We start from the raw sequence: 24,068 nt of genomic DNA, 5'->3' as shown, positions 1-24,068 counted from the left end.
AGTGGAAACAACCTCGGCGGCATGTATCGACGTGATACGCGTGAGACGAGCCTCGACGGCTTGCTGGCCGACCTCGCGACGGTCGACAGCGTGCTCCAGGCCGCACCGGGGCCCGACGGGCGGATCGCATACGTAAAAAACCGCGAGGACCGGACGGATCTCTGGCTGCTGGCGGGCGGCGAGGACCGCCGGCTCACCAGCGAGGGCGCCCGTGCGATGCGGTACGGACGCACCGACGCCCAGTGGCTCGACTGGGGTCCCGACGGCGACCGGATCGCGTTCGTCACCGGTGCGGGAAACCTCGCGATCGTCGACGCCGACACCGGGGCGGTCGACGTCCTGACCGACTGGGACGAGGGGATCAGCGGCCTCGCGTGGGGCAACGAGGGCGTCGCGGTCGTCACCGACCACTTCTCGCGAGCGAGCCTCGCAGTCGTCGACCCCGACGGTGCGGGCGTCGAGGTCCGCGCCGATGACGAGTTCCTCTACGCGGATCCGCGCTGGGACGGCGACGCGCTCCTTGCCGCGCGCTCGAGTCACCGCCACTTCTTCGATTACCAGGCGAGTATCGTTCGCGTCGACGTCGATGGCACGCTCGAGACGCTGTTCGCCGAGGAGGGCGTCCGTGCGGCGTGTCCCCGTCCACGCCCCGGCGCCGAGGGGGAGTTGGCGTTCGTCCACGACGGCACCGGCTTCGACGCCGTCTACGCGCTCGCGGGTGACGCAAAAGCGGGTCCGGTCCGGCTCTACGCCACCGACAACGCCGAGGTGGCCGATCCCCGGTGGAGCCCCGACGGCGACCGCCTCGCGGTGACGGTGACGCGGAACGGCCGCGCCCACGTTCAGGAGGTGACCGTCGACAGGACGGCGCTCGAGGGCGAGACGACCGCGCGGGAGGTCGCGACCGGCGACGCCGTCCACAGCGGACCGCGCTGGGACGCCGACGGCGACCGTCTCCTCGCGGTTCGGGACGCGCCGACGGAGCCGCCGGCGGTCGTCGATGCCGAGTCGGGGGAGCGACTCACGCCGTCGACGACCGCGGGGCTGGCCGAGCGACTCCCCGAGCCCGAGGCGTTCACCTACGACTCCGGCGGCCTCGAGATCCACGCGATGATCCACCTCCCGGATGCGGACGCCGGGCCGGACTCGGTCCCGCTGGTCGTCAACCCCCACGGCGGGCCGACGACCTACGACGGGTTCGGTTTCGACTACCGGGCCGCCTACTTCGGGGCGCTCGGCTACGCGGTCGTTCGGCCGAACTACCGCGGTTCCGACGGCTTCGGCCGCGCGGTCCGGATGGCAAACGACGACGACTGGGGCGGCGGCGACCTGGCGGACGTGATCGCAGCCGCCGATGCCGCGGCCGAGCGCTACGAGGCGGTCGACGGCGACCGCGTCGGGATCTTCGGCGGCTCCGGCGGCGGGCTGATGACCGTCAACGCGCTCGGGAACTCCGACCGGTTCCGCTGCGGAGCGGCCTTCTACGGCGTCTACGACTACGAGACGTTCGTCGACGACACCGACGACGTCGGCTGGCAGCTGCTGAAACGCGAACTCGGGGACCTCGTCGACGACCTCGAGAACTACCGCGAGGCGAGCCCGATCCGGGCGGTGCCGGAGATCGACGATCCGTTCGCGGTGCTTCACGGCGAGGCGGACGTCCGCGTGCCGATCAGCCAGTCCGAACAGCTCGTCGCCGAACTCGAGAAACACGACGTGAGACACGAGTTCCGTCGCTACGAGGACGAACCCCACGGCTTCAGCCAGCGCGATACCGTCGTCGACGCGTACACCCGCGTGGCGGACCTCTTCGCGAAGTATCTCCGGCGGTATCCCGACGACGGCAGCAGCGTGCCCTACGCTCCCCCGTCCTAATTCTCGCGTCTCTTGACCCCGGAGCATTCGCCCGAGGCCGTACGGCCGTCTTCGCCTTCGGATGGACGAACACAACGCTTTTCGAGCGCCGACCGCCACCTATCGGTATGAACGAAGCCGACGTGCGCGACCGGTTGCAGGCCGTCGATGACCCGGAACTGGGCGAGGATATCGTCTCGCTGGGGCTCGTAAACGACATCGAGATCGAGGGGGACGACGTCGCCATCGACCTCGCGCTCGGCGCGCCGTACTCGCCGACGGAGACGGCTATCGCCGGGGAGGTACGGGACGCCCTCGCCGAGGACGGAATCGAACCCGACCTGTCGGCGAGCATCCCCGGCCGGGACGACGCCGGCGAAGAGACGGTGCTCCCGAACGTCAAGAACGTGATCGCCGTCGCGAGCGGGAAGGGCGGCGTTGGAAAATCGACCGTGGCGGTGAACCTCGCGGCGGGGCTCTCGAGGCTCGGCGCCCGCGTCGGCCTCTTCGACGCCGACGTCTACGGGCCGAACGTCCCGCGGATGGTCGACGCCGACGAGCCGCCGATGGCGACCGAAGACGAGACACTCGTGCCGCCCGAGAAGTACGGCGTGAAGCTGATGAGCATGGATTTCCTGCTGGGCGAGGACGACCCCGTCATCTGGCGAGGGCCGATGGTCCACAAGGTGATCACGCAGCTCACGGAGGACGTCGAGTGGGGTCACCTCGACTACCTGGTGATCGACCTCCCGCCGGGAACCGGCGACACGCAGCTCACGATGCTCCAGACGATGCCGGTCACCGGCGCGGTGATCGTCACGACCCCCCAGGACGTCGCGCTGGACGACGCCCGGAAGGGCCTGCAGATGTTCGCCCGCCACGACACCGTCGTGCTCGGCATCGCCGAGAACATGGCAACGTTCGTCTGTCCGGACTGCGGCGGCGAACACGACATCTTCGGCAGCGGGGGCGGCGAAGCGTTCGCCGATTCCCACGAGATGCCCTTCCTGGGGTCGATCCCGCTCGACCCCGCCGTTCGGGAGGGCGGTGACGAGGGGGCACCGACGGTGCTCGAGGAGGAGAGCGAAACCGGCGAGGCTCTCCGAGAGCTGACCGCGAGCGTCGCGAACAACACGGGAATCGTTCACCGACGAGCGACCTCCGAGTCGGCCGAGAGCCGCGAACCGCCGAGCGAACCGGACGAACTCGAGGGCCGATGACGGACGGCGAGGACACCGGCGACGAAGGGAGGTCCGACGGCGCGACGCAGGGCGAGGAGTTCCCACCGGACCTCGACCGCGTCGAATCGCTCCGGGAGATCGCCGACGACGTTCGCGGCGAGACGAGCGAGAGCAAGCAACTCGCGAACATCCTCTACCGGACCAGCGACCTCTACGACGAGAGCGAGGACACCTCCCCCGAGGAGATCGTTCGCAACGTCAAGTTCATCCTCGAGGTCACAGAGCGCGGTGGCCTCGGCAGATAACCGCGGCGATGACCCGCGGTCGGCGAGCGGGACACGAGACTCGAGCGTGCCGACCGTCGGCAGCGACGATGGCTGGCGGGTAGCCGTCCGCCTACCGGTCGTGTCGAACGCGATCCGATCGACCCTCGAACACCTGACGGCGGCCGATTCTGTATGCGGTTCTATCGACAGACAGTAATATCGAATCGCGCGCTTTCGTGCCCCAAATGCCCATGAACCGGACCTTCCAGATTTAATGTCGGTTGTGGTATATTTATATCGTTCCGCGATGTACCTAGTTCTGGAGTATCATGGGAACAAACGTGAGAGACTCGACCTATTCCGGTACGGACCTCGACCTCGAGGAAACGAAAAAACGCCGCTCGACGCTAGCGACGATCAAGCTGGGGATCTTCTACCTCGCGCTGTCGCTGGCGGCCGCGATGACGGTCCTGTTTCTTCCGGACCTGCTCGCGCTGCTCGTGATGGGGTGGACCGCGGACGCAGGTCTCGCACTCGGCATTCACCGTTTGCACGTGATGGGAATCGCCGCCGTCGTGGGCGCGTTCCTGCTGGGGCTGTTCGCGCAGGCGTATCGACCGACCAGACGCGTCGCGTCGATGTGGGGCGCGTTCTGTATTATCCTGGTCGTCAGCGCCGGTACCGTCGCCTACGGCGTCGGGCGTCCGGAGGAGGTGCTCCCCTTCCTCGCGGTCACGAGCATCGCGCTCGTCGCCCACCCGGCCGGTCGAGGACTGCTCCGACGCGGTGACTCCTACAGCCCGGCGCTGCTGGCGCTCGTCGCCGTCGCCGCGGTCCCCGCGCTCGCGTTCGCCGTGGCTCAGTGGGGACTCTCCGCTACTCCGGTCGATTCCCACGCGCTCGAGGGCCACTACGTGATGATGGCCGGACTCGCGATCGCACCGCTCGCGTACGGTCTCTTCGCCGCGCTCGGCTTTACGGGCTGGCGACTCGCCGCCTGGCTCGCCGCGCTGCCGGCAGCGTACTACGGACTGCTGTCCATCGCGTTCCCCGCCCAGGCGGGTTCGACCGGCGTGATCTGGGGAATCGCAGCCGTTCTCTGGGCGATCGTCTTCGTCGCGGTCGCGGAGTACTCCCGCGGGGAGACGCCGACGGTGCTCCGGCGCGAAATCGGGCGCTCGAGTCGGTCACCCGTCGACGAGGCGCTCGAAGAGGGGAACTGATCCGCGAACGGCACGTTTTTTCGTCGACCGTCATCCGATGAGTTCGCTCGCCGCTCGAAAGAGGACCGTGGACGGCGTTCCAAAGCGTCTTTGCGTCCCGCTTTCGAGGTCCACGTGTGTCTCGATTCGAAAGTGTCCGGGGGTTCGATCGTGGCGTCTGGGTCGTCGCCAGCGCCCGGTTCGTCAACGTCCTCGGGTCGGGGCTCGTCTACCCGTTCGCCACCCTCTACTTCTACCGCGAGATGGGGATCGCGTTCACCCTCGTCGGGATCGGGCTGTTCGCCAACAGCGTCGGCCTCGCGCTGGGCACCCTCGCCGGGGGCTTCCTCGCGGACCGCTACGGGCGCCGGCCGGTGATGGTCTCGAGCATGGCGCTGGCGGCGCCCGCCCTCGCGACGTACGCGCTCGTGACGACGGCCCCGCAGTTCATCGCCGTCGCCTCGGTCGCGGGGCTTGTGATGGGACTGTTCACCCCGGCCAGCCAGGCGATGATCGCGGATCTCACGGACGACGACGCTCGAGACCGGGCCTACGCGCTGCTCAAGGTGGCCAGCAACGCGGGGTTCGGCGTCGGATTCGTCCTCGGCGGGCTGATCTACGGGATCAGCCAGGCGGGCGTCTTCGTGGCCAACGGGGTTACGAGCGGCGTGGTGGCCGTTATTCTCGTACTCATGCTACCGAAATCGCCCGCGGCGACCGGGCTCGAGGGCGCTACCGATCGCGCTCTGGGGCGCCCCTCCGTCCGCGACAATCTCCGGCAGTGGCGCGAGTCGATCACGCATCCGACGATCCTCGCGCTGGCGCTACTCAACGTCGGCTTCGCGATCGCCTACGCCCAGATGAATTCGACGATCCCCGTCCACGCGGAGACCACGTTCGACCTCACGAGCGAGCAACTGGGAACACTGTTCGTGCTCAACCCGCTCGTGATCGTCACCCTCCAGTTGCCGATCGTCGCCCGGATCACGAACTGGCGGCGCACCCGGGGGCTGGCGCTCTCGGCGGGCTTCTGGACCGCCAGTTTCGTCGCCGTCGCGCTCTCCTACGGCGCACCCTGGGCGCTCGGCGTTGGCCTGATCGGGGCCTTTCTCGTCCTGCGAACCCTCGGTGAGATTCTCCACGCCCCGCTGATCACCGCACTGGCCAGCGACGTCGGGCCGGTCGACTCCCGCGGGGCGCAGCTCTCGGTGCTCGAGATCGCCAAACGGCTGGGCTTCGGTATCGGCCCGGTCGTCGGCGGCGTCTTCTTCGACTACGGGATCGACGCGCTGCTGTGGCCGGCGCTGATCGTCGGCTGTCTGGGGCTCGGGCTGGGCGTGCTGGCGCTCGAGCGGCGGGTCACACCGAGCCAGAACGGTCGGACGGCTGCACCGAGCGACTGAGCGGCTCTCCCTCGAGAGCGGGCGGTTTTAGTAGCCGTGACGCGAGGGACGGCTGTGGACGCGAATCAGCAGACTCGAGCGAACCCGTTCGGCATGGACGAGAACTGCCGGAACTGTCCGGCGCTCTGTGAGACGCGCACGCAGGTCGTCCACGGCTACGGCGACGTGGGCGCGGACTTCCTGTTCGTCGGGGCGATGCCGAGTTCGGGTGCCGACACGGTCGGCGTCCCCTTCGCCGGCGACGATCGGGGGGCGGCCTTCCAGCGAATCCTTCAGCGTCTCGGCCTCTGTGACGTGACCTCGGACCTCGAGCGGCCGGAACTCGTCAACGTCTACCTCACGAATCTCACCCGCTGTCGCGACCCCGAGCGGTCGCCAACCGACGAGGAGGTCGACAACTGCGAGCCGTTCCTCAACGCCGAGATCCGGATGATCAACCCCGAGATCATCGTCCCGGTCGGCGAGCGGGCGCTCGCGGCGATCGGCGAGGAGTACACGACCACGCCCACAGAACGGCTGACGCTGCCGGACTGTCACGCGACGTCGATCCGCGGCCGCGGCTTCGAACTCGTGCCGATGATCGATCCCGCCGACCAGACCGACGACCAGACACAGCACTGGATCGAGGAGTTCGCGTCGCTGATGACGTCGGACTACCGCCAGACGAAAGGACGGCGAGAGCGGTAACGGGAACGACCCCAGCAGGGATACGGCCGGGGGACTACCAGTAGGGACTCTGCAGCCAGCGGTCCGAGCGCGCTCCCACGGCGAACAGGGCGAAGACGACCGCAAACGTGACCGCCGCGGTCGCGACCGTCGGCACGAGGAGTTCACCGGGGGACTCCAGAACGAAGTTGGCGACGAGCGCATAGCCGCCGGCGAGGGCCATTCCGATGATTATCAATGTGCCCAGCAGTCCGGTGAGGGTCCGTTCGATCATACGCGTCTCGAGGCCGGCCGGCGCCTTAGTTCGTTCGACGGACGACAGCGACCCGAGCGGGAGAGTTATTCGGCTGGCGCCCCGACCCGTCGTTCGTGGCGCTCGACGCCGGTGACTGGCTCGCGGCCGTCTGTGCGGCTGTCGGTAGCGTGGCGACCCTCGCCGCCGGCGACGGCGGGTCGCTCCTCGTCGGCGCGGCCCTGTTTCTGCTGGGGCTCACCGGCGGCGCCGGCGTTGCGACTCTCGCTCTCTCGCTCGCCGATGGCTGAGAAAACGCCGCGTTCAAGGCCGACGGGCTCGCACACTCGAGTATGATCGTCGTCGTTCCCGTCGACCCACCCCGTGAAGGGCTCGTCCTCCCGTCGCTGGTCGAGGAGACGCCGCTGACGGCCGAAGAAGCGGTACTGTTGTACGAGGCCGCCCTGACGGACGTGTTCCGGGCGGTCGACGCCAGCGGCGGCGACCTGCTGGTGAACTACCGCGACGAGGAGACGCTCCCGGCGGACGTCGTCGGCGATACCGACCCCGAAGCCGAGGCCCGAACGCTCGCCGCGAACGCGCTCGAGAACCTCGAGGACGTCCGCTTCGAGCGCCAGGTCGGATCGACGCGGGCCGCCCGCGCCGGCAACACGGTCACTCACCTCCTGAATCAGGAGGACGCCTCCAGCGTCGGCGTCCTCGAGCCGACGGCGGCGCTCGTCTGGCGGACCGAAATCGACGGCGCCGCGATGTCGATCCGACGCAACGACCTCGTTCTCGGACCGGCACCCGGCGGGCGGGTGTACTTCGCCGGGTTCGCCGCCCCGATCGACTTCGAGGACGCGTACGCGACGCCGGAACTGGCGACGCTCGCGGGTCGTGGAGAGGCTGCCGGTCTGGACGTGGGGTTCGCGCCGATGCTCCCGACGATCGAGACGGAGGTCGGACTCGCGTCGGCGATCGCGGGCCTCGAGGCGCGCCGCGTCGCGGGGCGACCGGGCGGCGAGGCGACGGCGGCCGCGGTCGCCGAACTCGGGCTTTCGGTCGGCGAGGGATCGACGATCGAACGGACAACCGACAACGCTTTTTGACCGGATCGAGAACGGTCACTCGAGGTGAGGTGGCAGAGCGGCCCAACGCGCCTGCCTTGAAAGCAGGTGGCATTCAGCCTCATGGGTTCAAATCCCATCCTCACCGTTTTCTCGCGAACTTACGCGACGAGCAGTGCGAGGAGCGCCGTGAGCGAGAAACCGAGAACGGTGGGATTTGAAGTAGACCAGCCGCGCGCAACGTAGTGAGCACGTCTGGGCGTGGTTCAAATCCCATCCTCACCGCTTCTGCGACGAACGAACGTGAGGAGCGAAGCGTGAATGTTGAATTTGAATCAGGGAAGTCGCAGCGCACGAGCGAAGCGAGTGCGACCGTCTTCACGTGGTTCAAATCCCACCCCCACCGTATTTCCGGTAGTAGACGACAGAACCGAATGAACGACCTCGAGAAAATCGTCAGCTCTGAACCGTGAAGCGATCAGCAGTCGTCACTCGTGTAGAAAATTCTAACTTTCTACCTGTGGGAGTGGTCTCATGAATCCACCAGCCATCCTCGAGAACTCCCTCGTCCAGACCGCGGTGACGGCCGTCCTCGGATTGGTGCTGGCCGTTGCAGGAATCGCGCTCATGCCAGCGCCGGGATCTCCGGTGCTGTTCATGTTCGGCGTCGGACTATTGATGCTCGCTCCGGTGTTCTCGGTGTTCGGGTGAACGACGTGCGTATCGCCCACCTGGCACGCTACCGAGATGGGAATCGAGGCCCAGCGCCCGCTCGAGCAGACCATCGTCGCACCGTTCGGCCGTCTGCTCTGGGCGCGTCTCGTGAATCGTCTGCACTGTCCGAACCGTGTTCCGGAAGTTCTTGATCGTCGCCTCGTCGGAGGTCGAAGTCGCGGGCTGTCCGATCAAGAGACGAAGACGCCTCCGTCGGCGACCGCGCGCCGCTGCTCGACGAACACGGCGACGAACTCGGCGGCGAGGAACGGGGCGCCGATCCAGCCCGCGACTGACCGCCGACGCCCTACCCGATCGTTTATACAGTATCGCTGACATAGGTGTAACTGACGATGGACGATGACGAGGAGCTTCGTCGCGAGATCCGACGCCTTCGCGAGGACGTCGATACCCTCGGCCGTCGGCTCGACGCTCTCGAGGGCTCGAACGCGGTCGACATCGACGAAGGACCGTCCGAGGAGCCGCCCGACTCGAGGTCGGAGGCTGACGACGTCGCCGAGTCGCCTCCGGACCGGGAGGTCGAGCCCGAATCGACCACGGCCGAACCCGGCGACGGGGCGGCGGAGGGCCGCGACTGGGAACTCGCCGTGGGGGTGCGGTGGCTCGGGCTCGCCGGGGCGCTCGCGCTGGTCGTCGGCGTCGTGTTCTTCATCCGGCTCGCTATCGAGATGGGGCTGCTCGGCCCCCTGGGTCGCGTCGCCGCCGGAGCGGTCGGCGGCGTGGCCCTGTTCGCCGGAGGCCGATACGCCGCCGACCACCAGGGCTACGTCCGCTGGGGTCGCATCGCGGCCGGTGCGGGACTCGCAATCGCCGCCTTCAGCCTCTACGCCGCCTACGGGTTCGAGAGCTACCGTGAAGCGATCGGAACGCCGCTGTGGGTCGTCCTCGCCGGGCTGACCCTGCTCGTCGGGATCACGGCCGTCCTCTCGGTCCGCGACGGCGCACCCCTCGTCGCGGGCGAGGCGTTTCTCATCGGTTACGGGACCGCCGCGCTGAGCATCGACGCGGCGACGCTCGTCCTGACACCCGCCTACGTCCTCTTGCTCGCGGGCGGACTGGTCGCCATCGCGACGGTCAGACCGTGGAGCCGAGTGGTCGTTTCCAGCGTGGTCGCCACGTACGCCGTGATCGTAGCGTGGGCCGTGGCCCTCGACCCGCCCGGGATCGCACTCGGCACGGTCGCCGTCCTGTCGTGTCTGCTCTACCTCCTCGGCGGCTACGTTCTCCGAGGACACGGTCGATCGGGCGGGCGGCTCTATCGCGCCCAGCTCGTCGCGCTGACGGCTCTCAACGCCGTCTTCGCGTCGACACTTCTCGAGATCGCAGTTCGTGATGCGTTTCCCGACGCCGCCGTCGACGGGGTGGGCACGATGGCCGTCGCCGTCCTGCTCGCTGGAGCGTACGCGGTTACGCGCCGTCGGGCGCTTCGACGCGACGACGCGGCAGCGACCCTCTCGGTGCTCCTCCTCGCGGCCGGTATCGCCATGGCGGCGGAGACGTTCGCGGCGACGGTCGGCGCGCTCGCCGTGATCTGCGGGGCGGTCGTCCTCTCGCGGGCGGCCGACGCCCCCGGCTTTCGGACGGGGGCACACGGCGTGGCTGCGGCGCTCACCCTGAAACTGCTCGTCGTCGACGCGAGCGAGTTGCCGGCGTTCGATCTCGGCGATCCGATCGCGACGCTCACCGGCCGCCCGGTCGCGTTCGTGCTCTCGATCGGGGTGTTCTACGCGCTGGCGTGGTGGCTTTCGGTCGACGAGTCGTCGCTGGCCGACTACGAGCGCGGCCCGCAGCCGTCGGCCAACGGAATCTACGCAACCGCCGCGACCGGACTCGCGGTGACCGCACTCGGACTCGAGCTGTCGGGACTCGGTATCTCGGTCGCGTGGGCCCTGTTCGGCTTTACACTGCTCGGGATCGGCCTCTACACCGACGTTCGCGGCGTGCGACTGCTCGGCGTCGGCGTCCTCGGACTCGCGACCGCGAAGGTGTTTCTCTACGACACGAGCGACCTCGACACCCTCGCCCGGACACTGTCGTTTCTCGTCCTTGGGGCGGTCCTGCTCGCTGCCTCCTACGTCTACGCTCGATCGCGCGGCGACCTCGAGGTCGGCTTCGGACTCGCCGAACGAAACGACGAGTGACGTCCGAATCGTCTCGAGAAGCGGGAGTTGCTGGCAGCCGCGGTCTGACCGACTCGCCGCTCGGAGCAAGTGGACGGTGCTGGCGCGGATAGCCAGAGAGTAACCCTTTTGCGGCCCCCACGCACACCACCCGGTATGGACTGGCCACACGACCCCGACGGCGAGGAGGGAAGCGAGGGGATGCGAAAGTTCGACATGGCGGTCATCGCGAAGAAAGTCGACGAGGAGGAGGACTTTCCGCTCTCGCGCGAGGAGTTCGTCGCGGAGCACGGCGACGATCCGATCCGGATCAACTACAAGACAGTCGTCCCGATGCGTGAAATCTTCGAGCACGTCGACACCGGCGAGTTCGAGACGATCGTTGACATGCACAAGGCGGTCGGCCGTGCGATGCGCGAGGGTGGCTTCTGGGACTACCACCCCGTCGGTGCGAACCCCGAGCAGAAGTCGGCCTGACCCCGTTCGATCTCCCGTTCGTTCTGCGTCTCGAATCTGGATTGCGTACCACTTATACGACGCCGTTCGAAAGCTTCGATCACCGTGACGAATACGCAGGTTACGCTCATTCAGATCGACAACTACGGACCGTGGACCGTGACTCCCGAACCCCGACGCGAAGCCGACTTACAGACGCTCCAGTCCCGGCTGTACGCGGACATCTCGCAGTTCGTCGGCAACCGGGACGGCTACGTCTTCTTCACCCGATTCGACAACATGATCGCGGTGACCAACGGGCTCTCTGTCAACGATCACGCACTGCTCCAGGAATCGATCGGGAACCGGTACCCCGTCACGCTCAGCCTCGGCATCGCCACCGACTCGAGTCCCGTCGGCGCGCTCGCCGACGCGAGCGAATCGATCCAGAGCGCCGGCAGCGCCCAGGACAAAGATCGCCGGGAGATCCTCGACGGCCGGATAATCGACGAGGCCGAACGTATGGACGACGACGTCCAGATCGCCCACTTCGACGTGATCGACGCCACCGGCAACTACACCGATCAGCTCAACGCCTACGACAGTTTCATCGAGATCGAGCAGGGGTACGCCGCGTTGATGCGATACATGCGAACGGCCCACGACAGTCTCTCGTTCTTCGTCGGCGGCGACAACATCATCGCCACCTGTCCGGCTCTCGAGCGAGTCGACTACGAGGACGCTATCGAACACGTCGAGAGCGACGTCGGCGTCTCGCTCAGAGTCGGCGTCGGCCGCGCGGCCAACGCCCAGGCCGCCGGAATGGACGCGAAACACGCTCTCGAGGTCGGACGGGCCGACGAGTCCCGGGTCGAACTCGAGTGGTAGCGCCCCAGAGACTTCGACAGCGGGCCGAATAAGTGTGCCGGGGGTAGTTTTTAGGCCATCTGTGGGAATAACTCACACATGGAATCGGAACTGTCGGTCAGGGACGTACTGACGACCGAATACGTCGGCGTCAGCGAGTCCGATACGGTTCTCGGTGCTGTGCAGCTCATGCGCGAGGAACGGGTCGGCTGCGTGCTGGTTCTGCGGGGATCCGATCCGGTCGGCATCATGACGGAGTGGGACGTCCTCGGCGTCGTTGCAGACGAAACGAATCCCGCCGAAACGACCATCGGGTCGGTGATGTCCGCACCCGTGCTCACGATCGACGCCGGGCGGTCGGTCACCGACGCTGCGGATATGATGGCCAAGGAAGCGATCCGAAACCTGGTCGTCATGGAGGACGACCGCACCCTCGGCGTTCTCACCCAGCGCGACATCATCACCGCTGCCGGCTCCTTTCAGGCGGTCGCCTCCTCGACCGCCTCGAGCCAGAGCGCCGAGGCACCGCTCGCCGGACACGGCGGTGAGCGAGAATCGGAACTCGTTCCCAACGGTGGCAACGAGTATTCGACGCAGGGCCTCTGTGAGGCCTGCGGCAGCTTCGCCGACTCGTTGTGGGAGGCGAACGGACAGGCCGTCTGTGCGGACTGTCGCAGCGTCTGAGAACGGCAGCCCGATTCCACCCAGACCGTGCCAACAAGTGTCAAAACCGGTTGATTCGATGGAAAGACCTTTCGGGAGGGCCGGTGGACTGATCGGTAATGATCGACACCCTCGACGACCTCGACGTCGAAGGGACGACCGTCGGCGTTCGGGTTGACATCAACAGCCCCATCGACGACGGCTCGCTCGCTGATGACGCCCGCCTCCGGGCACACGTCGAGACGCTTTCGGAACTCCTCGAGCGTGGCGGCCGCGTCGCCGTCCTCGCCCACCAGGGCCGTCCCGGCGGTGACGAGTTCGTCACCCTCGCGCCCCACGCCGCCCGTCTCTCGGAACTCCTCGAGCGCCCGGTCGACTACGTCGACGCGACGTTCGGGACCGCCGCCAGAGAAGCCGTTTCCAGCCTCGACGACGGCGAGTGTGTGGTCCTCGAGAACACCCGATTCTACAGCGAGGAGTACATGGAGTTCGAGCCAGAACGGGCCGCGGACACCCACCTCGTCACCGGTCTGGCCCCCGTTCTCGACGCCTACGTCAACGACGCCTTCGCCGCGGCCCACCGTTCACAGCCCTCGCTGGTCGGCTTTCCCACCGCACTTCCGGGATACGCGGGACGGATCATGGAGGAGGAACTCGAAGTGCTGGGGGCGATCGAGGAGACGGCCGAACCTCGCGTCTACGTCCTCGGCGGCGCGAAGGTCCCCGACTCGATCGACGTCGCCTGGAGCATCCTCGAGAAGGGGCTGGCGGATCACGTGCTCACCGCTGGCGTCGTCGGCAACGTGTTTCTGATCGCCGACGGCGTCGACCTCGGCGACGCCAGTTCCGATCACATCTACGACGAGGGCTACTGGGACGAGATCGACCGCGCCGCCGACCTGCTCGACGCCTACGGCGAGCGGATCGCCTTCCCCCACGACGTCGCCGTCTCTCGCGACGGCGAGCGCCACGAGATCGGCGTCAACGCGTTGCCGCCCCGCGAAGGGGAGGGCGCGATGGACATCGGGAGTTCGACGCTCGCGTACTATCGCCGGATCCTCGAGGAGGCCGAGACGGTCATCCTCAACGGCCCCGCCGGCGTTTACGAGGACGAGCTGTTCGAGTACGGGACCCGAGAGCTGTACGACGCCGCCACGACCGTAGAGACGAGCATCGTCGGCGGCGGCGACACCGCCTCCGCGCTCCGGCGACTCGGCGTCGAGGGCTTCACCCACGTCAGTACCGGCGGCGGTGCGGCCCTCCGGATGCTCACCGCCGAACCGCTTCCCGCCGTCACGGCACTCGAAAATGGCCCCACACTCGAACCCCCGGTTCACGATTGAGCCCGCCGCGGAGGCGGATATCGACGCGGTCGTCGACTGCTGGGTCCGCCTCGCAACCAACCAGCGCGAACACGGCTCACACGTCCCCGCCGAATCGAACCGGCTGACAATGCGCGACGCGCTCACGGCCCACCGCGTTACCGACAGTTTGCTGGTCGCTCGAGCCGACGGGGACGTGGTCGGGTTCGCCTCGTTCTCGGTCGAAACCGGATCGCTCACCCTCGACGCGACGCGCGGGCTGCTCTCGAATCTCTACGTCGAACCGGCCTACCGCAACCGGGGGATCGGTTCGGCGCTTCTCGAGGCCGTCGAGAACGAACTCGCCGGTCGCGGGGTCGACGTCGTGACTCTCGAGGTGATGGCGGCCAACGAGTCCGCCAGTCGCTTCTATCGCCGTGCGGGCTACGGCGAACACCGGATCGCGATGGAACGTCGACTCGACTCACCGACCGAAAGCGATACACACTCAAAGGAGGACGGCTAACCGACTGCCAGCGCCAGGGGAGCATGGGTGGTTCATGCACTCGACTTGTAATCGAGACTCCCGGGGTTCAAATCCCCGCCCTGGCTTCCTCATCGTAAACACCTCCGTGAGCGACGCGGAACCAACAGGGGGCTTTGAACCGGAGAGAAGCGCCGGGAAACGGCGGATTATCGCTCGAAGAAGGGAGGCTTGAATTGTTTAGATAAAACTGTGTGTCGTAGAAATAGACGTATGTTAAGTCCCAATTTATACACTGGAGTCCAAATGCATACGTTGAAATCCACCCCTGAACAGTGAAAGTCCGTAGAGGTCACAGGATTTATAACCACCCGTGTGAAGAGTGTGCTCTAATGCTACTCTCAGTGGATCGTTCGGACGCAAAACCACACCAGTCACTCAGTTTCGAAATCGTCGATGCAGTCGCCACACAGGAGGGTGTCGATGCAACGGAGATCGAACCCCCGGAGTACGAGGCGCTGTACGACGTCGTCAATCCCGAGGCGCTCGAGGCGCTCTTTGCACCCCGAGACGACGGGACGCCCCGAGGCGCCGGGCGGGTCGAATTTGAGTTCTGTGGCTACGACGTCGTCGTCACGAGCGACGGCGACGTCACCGTTCTCCAGTCGGGGTAAGTCGTTCTACCTCCGAGAGTCCTCGCGGTGAGTTTCGATTCGCTCGCGCCAGCTTTCCGGAATCGGCCGTGAATCCCCCGACTCCCGGTCGACGATCACCTGGACGGTGCGAGCCGTTGCCGCCCGGTCGCCGTCGGCCCGAACCTCGTACTCCATCGGAAGGCTCGACTCGCCGAGTTCGGGAACGGCCAGCGCGACGGTGACGGTCTGGTCGGCTTCGATAGGTCGAACGTAGTCGATCGTGAGGTTCGCGAGTACGGTGTCGGCGTCGACGAGCGACTCTCCGATCACTGCCGTGAAGTATCGCTCGCGGGCCTGCTCGAGATACGTCGCGTAGACTGCGTTGTTGACGTGACCCATGAAGTCGACGTCGCGGAGGCGGACGTCGACGGTGGTTTCATACGTGTACTCGCTCATGTACGCGGAGGGTTTGTTGTACCACGGGTTAGGTGTCCGGGTCGTCGCCCGCTGCTCAAGGACGGGCCGGGCTTCGTTCGAAGCACCGCAGGGAACCAACATTGTAACGAATCGACTACACGGTTGTTAGCCGATCCTACCCGCTGTTCTGACACGCCGCCTCGAACACGTCGTCGTGTAGCCGTCCCGTTACGGTTTCCATCAGCGGCTCGAGGTTGGCCGTGTCGGCCCGGTTGTACTCGACCAGGGTTTCGAGCGCCGCCTCGTCGCCCCGCTCGTACTCGTGCCATAGTCTGACGGCGTCGCGGCCGGTGATGTCGGGCATGTCGCGACCGATCCCCAGATCCGTCTCGATCTGCTTGAGCCCGCCCCCGAGACCCAGCTTTCGACAGGCGTACATGAGGTCGACGTGGGGAACGTCCGCGTCGATATCGTAGCAGGTCTCGAGGAACGGAACGTCGAACCGCTGGCCGTTGAACGTCACCAGCAGCGATGCGGCGTCGAGTTCCGCCTGGAGTCGCTCGCCAGTGAGGTCGCGACCGTTGACGAACGTCTTCGTCTCGCCGCCGCGATGGACGCTGACAGTCGTCACGTCGTTCCGATTCGCGTCAAGTCCCGTGGTTTCGATGTCCAGAAAACAGGCCTCCTCGCGGACGTTCTCGTAGAGTCGCCACCGGCTCGAAGCGGGCAACTCCTCGGCGAAGTAGCCGAGGTTCCCGCGCTCGAGGTGGGTCCGCCCCTCGTCGATGAACGCCTCGATGCGGTCGGAAAGCGTCGATCCCACGACGCTGCCGTCGAACTCGTCCCAGTGAGTGATGCCGTTCGCCCAGAGCCGTCGCTCGGTCGCCTCGCCGACTCCTCGGACGGGAATGAAACTGTTCTCGATTCGCACGTTCGTTCAGGGGGTCGACGGGAGCAAAAACGCTTGGGTCGCGCGGCGCGTTCTCGTTTCCGCGCGCACGGTCGCCCCGAGAATCGGCCCGTTTTTCATGTAGGGGGTGATACAGTACGTATGAGTCGCGCAGACGACGACCTCGCCGAGGCCATCCGGGAGCTCACCGAGACGCTCAGGGAGCTCCAGGGAGAGTTCCAAGCCCAGTCACGCCGGCGAGAGCGGCGTCGGCCCCGAGTCCCGCTCCGACCGCCGACACCACGCGAGCTACTGCGGTTCGCCGACGACGTTGCCATCCCGACGCTGATCGCGATTCTCGAGGCGAACGTGCGCGCGCTCGAGGCGTTCCAGCGAAGTCTCCGGCTCGCTCGCACGGCAGACGACGCCCGCGAGCGAACGCGGGACGCCTCCGATACCACGCGGGAACGTGCCGAAGAGCTACGAGCCACGACGCTCGATCAGCTCGACGGTGCGCTGGGCGCGCTTCAGCGCGCCGTCTCGGAGGGAGCGCTGCCGGAAAACGAACGCGCGCGTGAACTGCTCGAGGACGCTCGAGCGCTTCGGTCCGACGTCGACGCCCGACTGACCGAAACCGCGGAGTCGAGCGATCCGAACGAGGAGTCAGTGAAGACGATCGAACTCGAGGAGCCTGACGACGACCCGGAGACGAGCGTCGACGTCGACGCCGAACTCGAGACGCTGCGGGACCAGTACGGGCCGGACGAGACTGACGAATCCTCGAACGACGAGGAGGATCGACAGGATACGGGCGAAGAAGACGGCTCCGACGCGCACGACGACTCTGATAACTTCGACGGTGGCGACGACTCGAGCGGCGGGCGGTAGCGAAAACGCGAGTTACTTCGGGCGTTATACCGGCTCGAACCGGAACCCGTCCCACTCCTGACTCTCGGGAAGTTTTATTCCGACGCCGGGCTCCCGGAGCTCTTCGACGTAGGCCGGACGGACTTCGTCGCCGGTCTCGATTGCGTCGGTGGTGAGCTGTCCGATTGCCCGAACGGATTCGTCCTCGCCGACGTCGAACTCGACGATCGCGAGGTGGTTCGGCTCTCTGACTCCCGGCGGGGTTGCCGTGCTCGTCGTCCAGGTGACGACGGTCGCGGTGTACTCGCTTAGATCGACGGTGTCGACGGGCTCCTCGCCGTCCTGGCCGAGGGGGTGGCCGGGGTAGCTGATCGAACCGTCGCCGTACCGGTAGGCGGTCATTTCGCGGTCGCTCATGCTGCTGCCTCCATGATCGTCGTGATCACGCAGTTTCCGAAGCCGCCGACGTTACAACAGAGACCGACCTCGGCGTCTACCTGTCGCGGGCCGGCCTCGCCGGTGAGCTGTTCGTAGATCTCGACGCCCTGGGCGACGCCGCTGGCGCCGAGCGGGTGGCCCTTCGACTTCAGGCCGCCGGAGGTGTTGATCGGTAGTTCGCCGTCGCGATCGGTCTCGCCCGCGTCGACGCGCTTCCAGGCCTCACCCTGATGGGCGAAGCCGAGCCCCTCCATCTGGAGGAGCTCGAGGATCGTGAACATGTCGTGGAGTTCGGCGACGTCGATCTCCCCGGGGCCGTAGCCGCTCATCTCGTAGGCCGCCTCACCGCTGTCGACGACGCCGCCCATCACCGTCGGATCGGGTCGTTCGTGGACGACGTGGGTGTCGGTCGCGCCGGCGACGCCCGCCACGACCGCGTATTCGTCGGTGTACTCCTTCGCGACCGATTCGGGACAAAACATGAGCGCCGCGCTTCCGTCGGTGATTGGACAGAAGTCGTACAGCCTGAGCGGGTCGGCGACGATGGGGCTCTCGAGGACCGTCTCCAGATCGACTTCCTTGCGGAACTGGGCGTGGGGGTTGTCGACGCCGTGTTTGTGATTCTTCACCGCGACTTTCGCCAGGCTCTCGCGGGGCGCGTCGAAGCGCTCGAGGTAGTGACGTGCGGTCATCCCCGCGAAGGAGGGGAGAGTGACGCCATGTTTGTACTCGCAGGGGTGTGTGATCGAGGCGATTACGTCGGTAGCCTCGGCCGTCGAGCGGTGGGTCATCTTCTCGCCGCCGACGAGCAAGGTCATCTCACTGGCACCGCTGGCGATCGAGCGCCAGGCGGCGTAGATGCCCGCGCCACCGCTCGAACTCGTCTGGTCAACCCGCTCGGTGTAGGCGGGCAGCGCCCCGAGGTCGTGCGCGAGAGCGTTCATGATCCCGCCCTGGCCCTCGAACTCGCCGCTGGCCATGTTCGATACGTACAGGTGCTCGACGTCGCCCGGTTCGACCCCCGAATCGGAGAGGCAGGCGATGCCGGCCTCCGCGAGGAGGTCGCGGATCCAGCCGTCGCGCTGGCCGAACTGGGTCATCGAGGAACCGATGATCGCGACACGTTCCATGCACCCACAGACTCACGTCTACGGTTTATATGATGGGGTCTACGCCCGGAATGCGGTCCGATCGCGGTCGGCGACGGCTGCGGAAGTCAGCAGTGACGGCTTTCGACGAGTTACGCCGATTCCGCCGACGGGGTCCGAAGCTCGCTCGCGCGAGAACGGGCTCGCTCGATGACTGCCGGCCGGGCTGCAAAGGAAACCAGCACGTCGTCGTCGCCGTACGTGACGTCGTCGACGTGGGCGTTGTCGTGGATCCAGGAGACGAGACTCATCGTTTCGTCGGCCATCGGCAACACCAGTCGCTCCTCGCGCCAGTCGGGGAGTTCCGCGTCGATCCGCTCGAGCAACTCCTCGACGTTCGTTCCCTCCCGGGCGCTGACGGTAACGGGATTGGGTGCGAGTGCCGAGAGAGCACTCCGCTTCTCCTCGAGTTCGTCCTCGCTTACCCGATCGATCTTATTCAGCACGGTCACGATCGGGGCCTCGTTTCGCTCGTAGAGCGTGTCGTGGCAGGTGACGAGCTTCTCGTGGATCTCGTCGATCGGTTCGCTGACGTCGACGACCAGCAAGACGAGGTCCGCTCGGTACACCGAGTCCAGCGTCGACTTGAACGACTCGACCAGCCAGTGAGGGAGGTCGCTGATGAAGCCGACCGTGTCGGTGACGAGCACGTCCCGCGGCTCGATGTCGGCGCGCCGGGTCGTCGTCCCGAGGGTGGTAAACAGCCGGTCCTGGGATTCGGCGGTCGCGTCTAGATCCGGATGGAGTCCCTCGTTCTCTCCGACCTCGAGATCGGTTGCCAACTGCCGCAGCAGCGTCGACTTGCCGGCGTTCGTGTAGCCGGCGAGGGCGGCCAGATCGAAACCGGAGTCCCGGCGGCGTTCGCGGCGGTGTTCTTCGGTCTGCTCGATCTGCTCGAGTTCGTCCCGAATCCGGCTGATCTGGGCCTTGATGTCGCGCTCGCGGCTCTCGTCGTACTCGCCGAGCCCCATGAACCCGGGGTGTTCGTCGCGCTTGGCGAGGCTGGTTTTCGCCTCCGCGCGCGGCAATTCGTACCGCAGTTCGGCGAGTTCGACCTGGAGCTGTGCCTTCCGGGTCTGGGCGCGCTGGCCGAATATCTCGAGGATCAGCGTAAAGCGGTCGATCACCTCGACGCCCTCGGGCAACAGCTGGCCGAGGTTGTACATCTGGTACGGCCCCAGTCGGTTGTCGAAGATGACCGTCGTGACGTCGGCCATTTCGGCCTTTTCGGCCAGCTCGTTCGCCTTGCCTTCGCCCAGCTGGAGGGCGGCGTCAGCCGTTCGCGACTGTGTCACTTCGCCGACGACCTCGTAGCCCGCCGCGCGGGCGAGATCGGTGATCTCTTCCGTGTCCGGCGTTCCTGAGTCGACGCGTTTCGCGATGATCGCTCTCATGGTGGGGATGGAATTGGAGAAGCGACTGCGTTGCCACTCATCGGCGGAACGCGTCGCCTCGTGGCACTGTTGACGACGTTCTGAGACGCGTCCGCCGGGGCGGATGTCGTCGGTGGAGCCACGCTATGGATGCCGATCGGTCACCTCCGTTCTGCGGTCGACACTCATAGTAACCGCTACGCGATGAACCGTCTTCAATCCCGTGGCGGCACACACCCCGTGATAAACTGAAACTCTGTTTACCACAACAGTCTTGTTACCTGAGTCGAATCAGAGTCGATAATGGTAGAGATCGATCCAACCACGCTCGGCCTCGAGTTCGGCGGCGGTGCCGTCATCGGCGCGATTATGGGGTTCGCCGCGAAGAAAATCGCCAAACTGATCGCCGTCATCATCGGCCTCCAGCTGGTCGTCTTCCGGTACCTCGAGTCACAGGGCATTCTGATCGTCGACTGGAACGCGCTGTCGGCGGGACTGATCAGCACGACCGACCACGCGGATCCGACCTGGCTCGAGTCGCTGATCTCGACGCTCTCGCTCGGCGTCGGCTTCACCGCCGGCTTCATGATCGGCTTCCGCCGCGGATAACTCGTCGCCGGACGAATCCGTCTCGGTAGAGCAGAGTACACTTTTGGTATCCAATTCTGAGCGTGAAAGGTACGGCCAGCACAGAGCAATCAGTTAACGAATGAACGCAATCAGTATCATGGCAATTCCGAGCGGAAGATACACCGGTCCCAACCCAGCGGTACACGTATTGACCCCGCCGTCGGGTGTATAGGTGACTGTAACGCCAGTAAACCCGTTGAGTTCGTAGCCACCTGGCGGCCCGTCGGGTCCGTATCCTACATCGCTACACGTCGACCAGAAGAACGGGAGGCTGATCAGGACGAGGAAGACGCCAAGAAAAAGCAGTCCCCGCCTCGTCTTCGGCTGCATAGTCCGGCTTTCCACTCGGGGCTGATAGAGTTTTCCACAGATGATATGTGTGCAGACATATATGGCAGGCCGCCATCGTTATTTGCAATCCAGCCCGGCTAGAATTCCGTGTTCGATACAGGCGGTGCAGGTAACGCTGCGGAAGAGCATCCAGCGCTGCACCCGCGAGCGACCAGCGGGAGCGAGCGGCCTTTTTAGCGTAGATTTTTGCAAGCGGTTCGAGCGACCGTAGGGAGCGAGGACCCGCAGTAAAAAGGTACGTTTGCAAACACAGGTAGCACGGACTGGTCCTAGCAAGGACCGTTTTGAAAGACGTTACTTGTAATGGGGAGTGGGGGAGTACTCTCGGCGAACAGAACCGCCAACGCGCTACCCGAAACGAGCCGTAATTCTCTCGCCGTAGCCCAGTATTAGCAGCCATCCAACAGCGATACTGACGACGCTCGCTGCCGTTCCGAAGATCGGCGTCCGCTGCGGTCGCGTCTCCGACAGCGGTTCCGTCGAGAGGGGGTCGCCGTGGACGAACGCGAGGTACGACAGGAGTATGGTCCCCAAGAGGATCATGTAGACGCCGTGGAGATCGATCCCGTCGTCCTCGCCCATGTTCGAGCGCTACTGTCTGCGGACCGAAGTACGTTATGTCCGCAGCCGAACGTTGCGAGTCGAGTGCTTCATTTCAGAACCCACTCCGAACGACGAACAGGCTACTGGTAAAACCCGTTTTCGGCTACCGCGTGCTCAATTCGTCTTTGTCCTTGACGATTCGCGTCTCGGCCTCGCCGCTCGTGTGTTCGTTGAGCAGGTCGTAGAAGTCGTTTTGCAGCCCCGCCGGGAACGTGACCACGCCGACCCAGGAGCCATCGGGCTGCCACTCCTCGCGCTCCAGGTCGCCGTACTGGCGGACTCGAGCCTGGACGCTGCCGGCGTACTCCGGGGGTAGTTGGACCGCGATGGTCACCTCCTCGAACCGGATCGGGATGATCGGCCGGAGTTCGTCCAGGGCCTCGTCGACCTGCTCGCTCACCGGCACCATCGGATCGACCGTGAAGCCGGCTTCCTCGAGGGCGTTCTCGATGCGCTCCGGTGGATGGGGCGCGTTGTCCATCTGGGGGTTGACCGCGTTGCGCGTGATTCGGTTGATCAGCTGTTTTCGCTTCTGTTCTTGCATCTCGCGGCGCTGTTCGGCCGTGATCTGGATCTCCCCCTCCCTGATGACTTCGGGGATGATCTCGAGGGGGTCGGTAGTGTCGAACACTTTCTCGAGGTCCGTCTCCGCGGGCCGGTCGCCCGTCGAGGCGTTGTCGAAGACGTCCTCGGCGGCGATCACTTCCTCCAGGTCGCCGTCGAACTCGCCGCGTTTGATCGCGAGCGCTGCGTCCGGATCGACCAACACTTCGAACCGCGCGCCGTGGGACTCGAGTCGCGCGGTCACCGCCTCGTCGAGCGAAATCATACGTGATGGTATCTCCGCCAATTAAAAGAGTGTTTCCCGTACGCCGGACCCGATCCGGTGCCCTCCGCTATCGCAGAGCGAAACACGACCGCGATAACAGCGATTCGTCTCGAGGCGATAGAAACCGCGAGAAGACGCTCGAAAGCGGGTAGTCTCGCTACTCGTCGTCGTCGCTCTCTTCGCCGTCGTCGAGCAGGTCGTTCTCGCGAAGGACCTCCTCGATCCGGTCGTTGTCGAACTGTTCGAAGCGTTCGGTTTCGACGTCGATCGTCGCGAGGCCGACCTCCTCCGGCAGGAGCGAGCCCTCGTTAGTCGAGGCCAGTGCGTCGAGTGCGAGGTCGATGCCGCCCTCGAGATCGCTCTCGTCGTCGTAGTTCTCCTCGAGGAAGCTCTGGAGTTCGCCGCGGTCGGCGCCGACGGCCAGCGCCTTCCACTCGTAGGGCGTGCCGGAGGGATCGGTCTCGAACAGGCGCGGTTCGCCGTTCTCGATGCCGCCGACGATCAGCGCGACACCGAACGGGCGTGCGCCGCCGACCTGCGTGTACTGCTGGATGTGGTCGGTGATCTCCTTCGTGAGGCTCTCGACGCCGATCGGCTCGCCGTAGCGGAGGTGATTGACCTGGGCCTGTCGGCGGGCGAAGTCGATCAGTTGACGGGCGTCGGCGACGTGGCCCGCGTTCGCGATGCCGATGTGGTTGTCGGCTTTGTGGATCTTCTCGACGCTCGATTCCTCCATGAGTCGAGAGGGAATCCGCTTGTCGACCGCGAGGACGACGCCGCCGTTCGTTCGAACACCGATACTCGCCGTCCCACGTTTGACCGCCTCGCGGGCGTACTCCACCTGGTAGAGTCGGCCGTCGGGCGAGAAGATCGTGATGCCGCGGTCGTACGCCTGCTGTTGGGCTTGTCCCTGCATAGTATCACGCTAAATCGTAATCGAGGTTTGTCGTGCCTACGAACGCATCGTCGAGTCGCACATCTGCCGCTCCGTTCCGTGTGACAGCGACTCGCTCTTCGTTCTCGAACACGACGTTTCTCTCTTCCGGAACTTGCCCGCGGCGTCCTAAATACTTTTCTTCAGCGGCACGGATCGTGCCACTGATACCGCGAACCCTGATCCCGACCGCCTCGCCGTCAATCTCGTCGATACAGGCGATCGCCGCTCGCGCGGGTTCGGCCTCGCCGTGGCGGACCTTCACGAGCGCCTCGCCGACGCCGTCAGCGAACCGAAACCGGACGACCGTGAGATCGGCGTCGGCGCTTCCCGGGTCCCCCAGCAGGTTCTGCCCTGCGTACCACACCGCCCGCTGGAACGACCGCCGGCTGATCGAGGCGTCCGGCCAGGCCTCGAGGCCGACAGCGAGATACCGCCACCGCGGGCGGAGGTGTTTCGGAAGGTGCTTCACGGC

The 24,068-nt window shown here is 65.9% G+C and carries 29 protein-coding genes and 2 tRNA genes; 20 read left to right on the top strand and 11 right to left on the bottom strand.

The genetic code is table 11. The features are described 5' to 3' along the window. The first annotated feature begins 21 nt into the window (after nucleotides 1-21). From AC6I6S_RS01615 to AC6I6S_RS01590, 6 genes are all read left to right on the top strand, one after another. Nucleotides 22-1,875, top strand: coding sequence for a S9 family peptidase (locus tag AC6I6S_RS01615; protein WP_497947969.1), 1,854 nt, complete (start codon nucleotides 22-24; stop codon nucleotides 1,873-1,875). Between the two features lie 107 nt (nucleotides 1,876-1,982). Next, entirely contained in the window at nucleotides 1,983-3,074 is a 1,092-nt protein-coding gene (locus AC6I6S_RS01610; RefSeq protein WP_497947968.1) for an Mrp/NBP35 family ATP-binding protein, read from the top strand. Then, nucleotides 3,071-3,340 carry a DUF7976 family protein gene (locus AC6I6S_RS01605; RefSeq protein ID WP_497947967.1) on the top strand — a complete coding sequence of 90 codons (270 nt, stop codon included), beginning with the start codon at nucleotides 3,071-3,073 and terminating at the stop codon, nucleotides 3,338-3,340. The genes AC6I6S_RS01610 and AC6I6S_RS01605 overlap by 4 nt, the downstream gene beginning before the upstream one ends. A 290-nt stretch (nucleotides 3,341-3,630) precedes the next feature. Then, on the top strand, nucleotides 3,631-4,524 hold the full coding sequence (locus AC6I6S_RS01600; protein WP_497947966.1) for a hypothetical protein: 894 nt from the start codon (nucleotides 3,631-3,633) through the stop codon (nucleotides 4,522-4,524). A gap of 116 nt (nucleotides 4,525-4,640) precedes the next feature. Beyond that, nucleotides 4,641-5,906 carry an MFS transporter gene (locus AC6I6S_RS01595; RefSeq protein ID WP_497947965.1) on the top strand — a complete coding sequence of 422 codons (1,266 nt, stop codon included), beginning with the start codon at nucleotides 4,641-4,643 and terminating at the stop codon, nucleotides 5,904-5,906. 54 nt (nucleotides 5,907-5,960) lie between these two features. Continuing rightward, the gene (locus tag AC6I6S_RS01590) at nucleotides 5,961-6,593 is read left to right on the top strand and encodes a uracil-DNA glycosylase (RefSeq protein WP_497947964.1); all 633 of its coding nucleotides are present in this window, start codon (nucleotides 5,961-5,963) and stop codon (nucleotides 6,591-6,593) included. Between the two features lie 34 nt (nucleotides 6,594-6,627). Here AC6I6S_RS01590 and AC6I6S_RS01585 read toward each other — a convergent pair whose 3' ends face one another. Further along, on the bottom strand, nucleotides 6,628-6,846 hold the full coding sequence (locus AC6I6S_RS01585) for a hypothetical protein (RefSeq protein WP_497947963.1): 219 nt from the start codon (nucleotides 6,844-6,846) through the stop codon (nucleotides 6,628-6,630). 95 nt (nucleotides 6,847-6,941) lie between these two features. On the opposite strand from AC6I6S_RS01585, the gene AC6I6S_RS01580 reads away from it, so the two are divergent. From AC6I6S_RS01580 to ddfA, 12 genes are all read left to right on the top strand, one after another. Beyond that, nucleotides 6,942-7,115 carry a hypothetical protein gene (locus AC6I6S_RS01580; protein WP_497947962.1) on the top strand — a complete coding sequence of 58 codons (174 nt, stop codon included), beginning with the start codon at nucleotides 6,942-6,944 and terminating at the stop codon, nucleotides 7,113-7,115. A 42-nt stretch (nucleotides 7,116-7,157) separates the two neighbouring features. Next, nucleotides 7,158-7,916, top strand: coding sequence for a hypothetical protein (locus tag AC6I6S_RS01575; protein WP_497947961.1), 759 nt, complete (start codon nucleotides 7,158-7,160; stop codon nucleotides 7,914-7,916). 23 nt (nucleotides 7,917-7,939) lie between these two features. Further along, nucleotides 7,940-8,022, top strand: a tRNA-Ser gene (locus AC6I6S_RS01570). Between the two features lie 386 nt (nucleotides 8,023-8,408). Beyond that, the gene (locus tag AC6I6S_RS01565) at nucleotides 8,409-8,585 is read left to right on the top strand and encodes a hypothetical protein (protein ID WP_497947960.1); all 177 of its coding nucleotides are present in this window, start codon (nucleotides 8,409-8,411) and stop codon (nucleotides 8,583-8,585) included. A 356-nt stretch (nucleotides 8,586-8,941) separates the two neighbouring features. After that, entirely contained in the window at nucleotides 8,942-10,750 is a 1,809-nt protein-coding gene (locus AC6I6S_RS01560; RefSeq protein ID WP_497947959.1) for a DUF2339 domain-containing protein, read from the top strand. A 135-nt stretch (nucleotides 10,751-10,885) separates the two neighbouring features. Next, on the top strand, nucleotides 10,886-11,206 hold the full coding sequence (locus tag AC6I6S_RS01555) for a DUF5785 family protein (protein WP_497947958.1): 321 nt from the start codon (nucleotides 10,886-10,888) through the stop codon (nucleotides 11,204-11,206). Between the two features lie 84 nt (nucleotides 11,207-11,290). After that, nucleotides 11,291-12,052 carry a GTP cyclohydrolase III gene (locus AC6I6S_RS01550; RefSeq protein WP_497947957.1) on the top strand — a complete coding sequence of 254 codons (762 nt, stop codon included), beginning with the start codon at nucleotides 11,291-11,293 and terminating at the stop codon, nucleotides 12,050-12,052. 78 nt (nucleotides 12,053-12,130) lie between these two features. Continuing rightward, nucleotides 12,131-12,715, top strand: a complete 585-nt coding sequence (locus AC6I6S_RS01545) for a CBS domain-containing protein (RefSeq protein ID WP_497947956.1) — start codon at nucleotides 12,131-12,133, stop codon at nucleotides 12,713-12,715. A gap of 98 nt (nucleotides 12,716-12,813) precedes the next feature. Then, nucleotides 12,814-14,037 carry a phosphoglycerate kinase gene (locus AC6I6S_RS01540; protein WP_497947955.1) on the top strand — a complete coding sequence of 408 codons (1,224 nt, stop codon included), beginning with the start codon at nucleotides 12,814-12,816 and terminating at the stop codon, nucleotides 14,035-14,037. Beyond that, complete coding sequence (locus AC6I6S_RS01535) at nucleotides 14,003-14,521, top strand: GNAT family N-acetyltransferase (RefSeq protein WP_497947954.1); 519 nt, start codon at nucleotides 14,003-14,005, stop codon at nucleotides 14,519-14,521. The genes AC6I6S_RS01540 and AC6I6S_RS01535 overlap by 35 nt, the downstream gene beginning before the upstream one ends. A gap of 12 nt (nucleotides 14,522-14,533) precedes the next feature. Beyond that, nucleotides 14,534-14,607: transfer RNA gene (locus AC6I6S_RS01530), tRNA-Thr, on the top strand. 264 nt (nucleotides 14,608-14,871) lie between these two features. After that, nucleotides 14,872-15,153, top strand: a complete 282-nt coding sequence (ddfA, locus tag AC6I6S_RS01525; protein ID WP_497947953.1) for a DdfA family disk-determining factor — start codon at nucleotides 14,872-14,874, stop codon at nucleotides 15,151-15,153. 6 nt (nucleotides 15,154-15,159) lie between these two features. On the opposite strand, the gene AC6I6S_RS01520 is transcribed toward ddfA, so the two are convergent. Both AC6I6S_RS01520 and AC6I6S_RS01515 read right to left on the bottom strand, forming a co-directional pair. Continuing rightward, nucleotides 15,160-15,570, bottom strand: coding sequence for an acyl-CoA thioesterase (locus AC6I6S_RS01520; RefSeq protein WP_497947952.1), 411 nt, complete (start codon nucleotides 15,568-15,570; stop codon nucleotides 15,160-15,162). A 136-nt stretch (nucleotides 15,571-15,706) separates the two neighbouring features. Further along, entirely contained in the window at nucleotides 15,707-16,462 is a 756-nt protein-coding gene (locus tag AC6I6S_RS01515) for a ribonuclease H-like domain-containing protein (protein WP_497947951.1), read from the bottom strand. 120 nt (nucleotides 16,463-16,582) lie between these two features. Between AC6I6S_RS01515 and AC6I6S_RS01510 the strand changes: the two genes are divergently transcribed. After that, entirely contained in the window at nucleotides 16,583-17,308 is a 726-nt protein-coding gene (locus tag AC6I6S_RS01510) for a DUF7547 family protein (RefSeq protein ID WP_497947950.1), read from the top strand. Nucleotides 17,309-17,332: 24 nt separating this feature from the next. Here AC6I6S_RS01510 and AC6I6S_RS01505 read toward each other — a convergent pair whose 3' ends face one another. From AC6I6S_RS01505 to hflX, 3 genes are all read right to left on the bottom strand, one after another. Next, entirely contained in the window at nucleotides 17,333-17,704 is a 372-nt protein-coding gene (locus AC6I6S_RS01505) for an OB-fold domain-containing protein (protein ID WP_497947949.1), read from the bottom strand. Continuing rightward, nucleotides 17,701-18,855: a thiolase family protein gene (locus AC6I6S_RS01500; protein WP_497947948.1), complete on the bottom strand. Its 1,155-nt coding sequence runs from the start codon at nucleotides 18,853-18,855 to the stop codon at nucleotides 17,701-17,703. The genes AC6I6S_RS01505 and AC6I6S_RS01500 overlap by 4 nt, the downstream gene beginning before the upstream one ends. A 110-nt stretch (nucleotides 18,856-18,965) precedes the next feature. Then, nucleotides 18,966-20,267, bottom strand: a complete 1,302-nt coding sequence (gene hflX / locus AC6I6S_RS01495) for a GTPase HflX (RefSeq protein WP_497947947.1) — start codon at nucleotides 20,265-20,267, stop codon at nucleotides 18,966-18,968. Nucleotides 20,268-20,549: 282 nt separating this feature from the next. On the opposite strand from hflX, the gene AC6I6S_RS01490 reads away from it, so the two are divergent. Further along, nucleotides 20,550-20,855, top strand: coding sequence for an FUN14 domain-containing protein (locus AC6I6S_RS01490; RefSeq protein ID WP_497947946.1), 306 nt, complete (start codon nucleotides 20,550-20,552; stop codon nucleotides 20,853-20,855). 93 nt (nucleotides 20,856-20,948) lie between these two features. Here the strand turns inward: AC6I6S_RS01490 and AC6I6S_RS01485 are convergent, their stop codons facing one another. From AC6I6S_RS01485 to AC6I6S_RS01465, 5 genes are all read right to left on the bottom strand, one after another. Beyond that, on the bottom strand, nucleotides 20,949-21,206 hold the full coding sequence (locus AC6I6S_RS01485) for a hypothetical protein (RefSeq protein WP_497947945.1): 258 nt from the start codon (nucleotides 21,204-21,206) through the stop codon (nucleotides 20,949-20,951). 369 nt (nucleotides 21,207-21,575) lie between these two features. Next, the gene (locus AC6I6S_RS01480; protein ID WP_497947944.1) at nucleotides 21,576-21,809 is read right to left on the bottom strand and encodes a hypothetical protein; all 234 of its coding nucleotides are present in this window, start codon (nucleotides 21,807-21,809) and stop codon (nucleotides 21,576-21,578) included. A 124-nt stretch (nucleotides 21,810-21,933) separates the two neighbouring features. Next, a complete protein-coding gene (locus tag AC6I6S_RS01475; RefSeq protein ID WP_497947943.1) occupies nucleotides 21,934-22,659 on the bottom strand; it encodes a ribosome assembly factor SBDS in 726 nt (241 codons plus the stop codon). Between the two features lie 157 nt (nucleotides 22,660-22,816). Then, entirely contained in the window at nucleotides 22,817-23,575 is a 759-nt protein-coding gene (psmA, locus tag AC6I6S_RS01470) for an archaeal proteasome endopeptidase complex subunit alpha (protein ID WP_497947942.1), read from the bottom strand. Between the two features lie 4 nt (nucleotides 23,576-23,579). Further along, complete coding sequence (locus tag AC6I6S_RS01465; protein ID WP_497947941.1) at nucleotides 23,580-24,065, bottom strand: Rpp14/Pop5 family protein; 486 nt, start codon at nucleotides 24,063-24,065, stop codon at nucleotides 23,580-23,582. Nucleotides 24,066-24,068: the final 3 nt, after the last annotated feature.

This window comes from Natrononativus sp. DTA114 (assembly GCF_059736515.1).
Note: the sequence above shows the minus strand (reverse complement) of the source record. Positions and strands in the feature narration are given on the sequence as shown.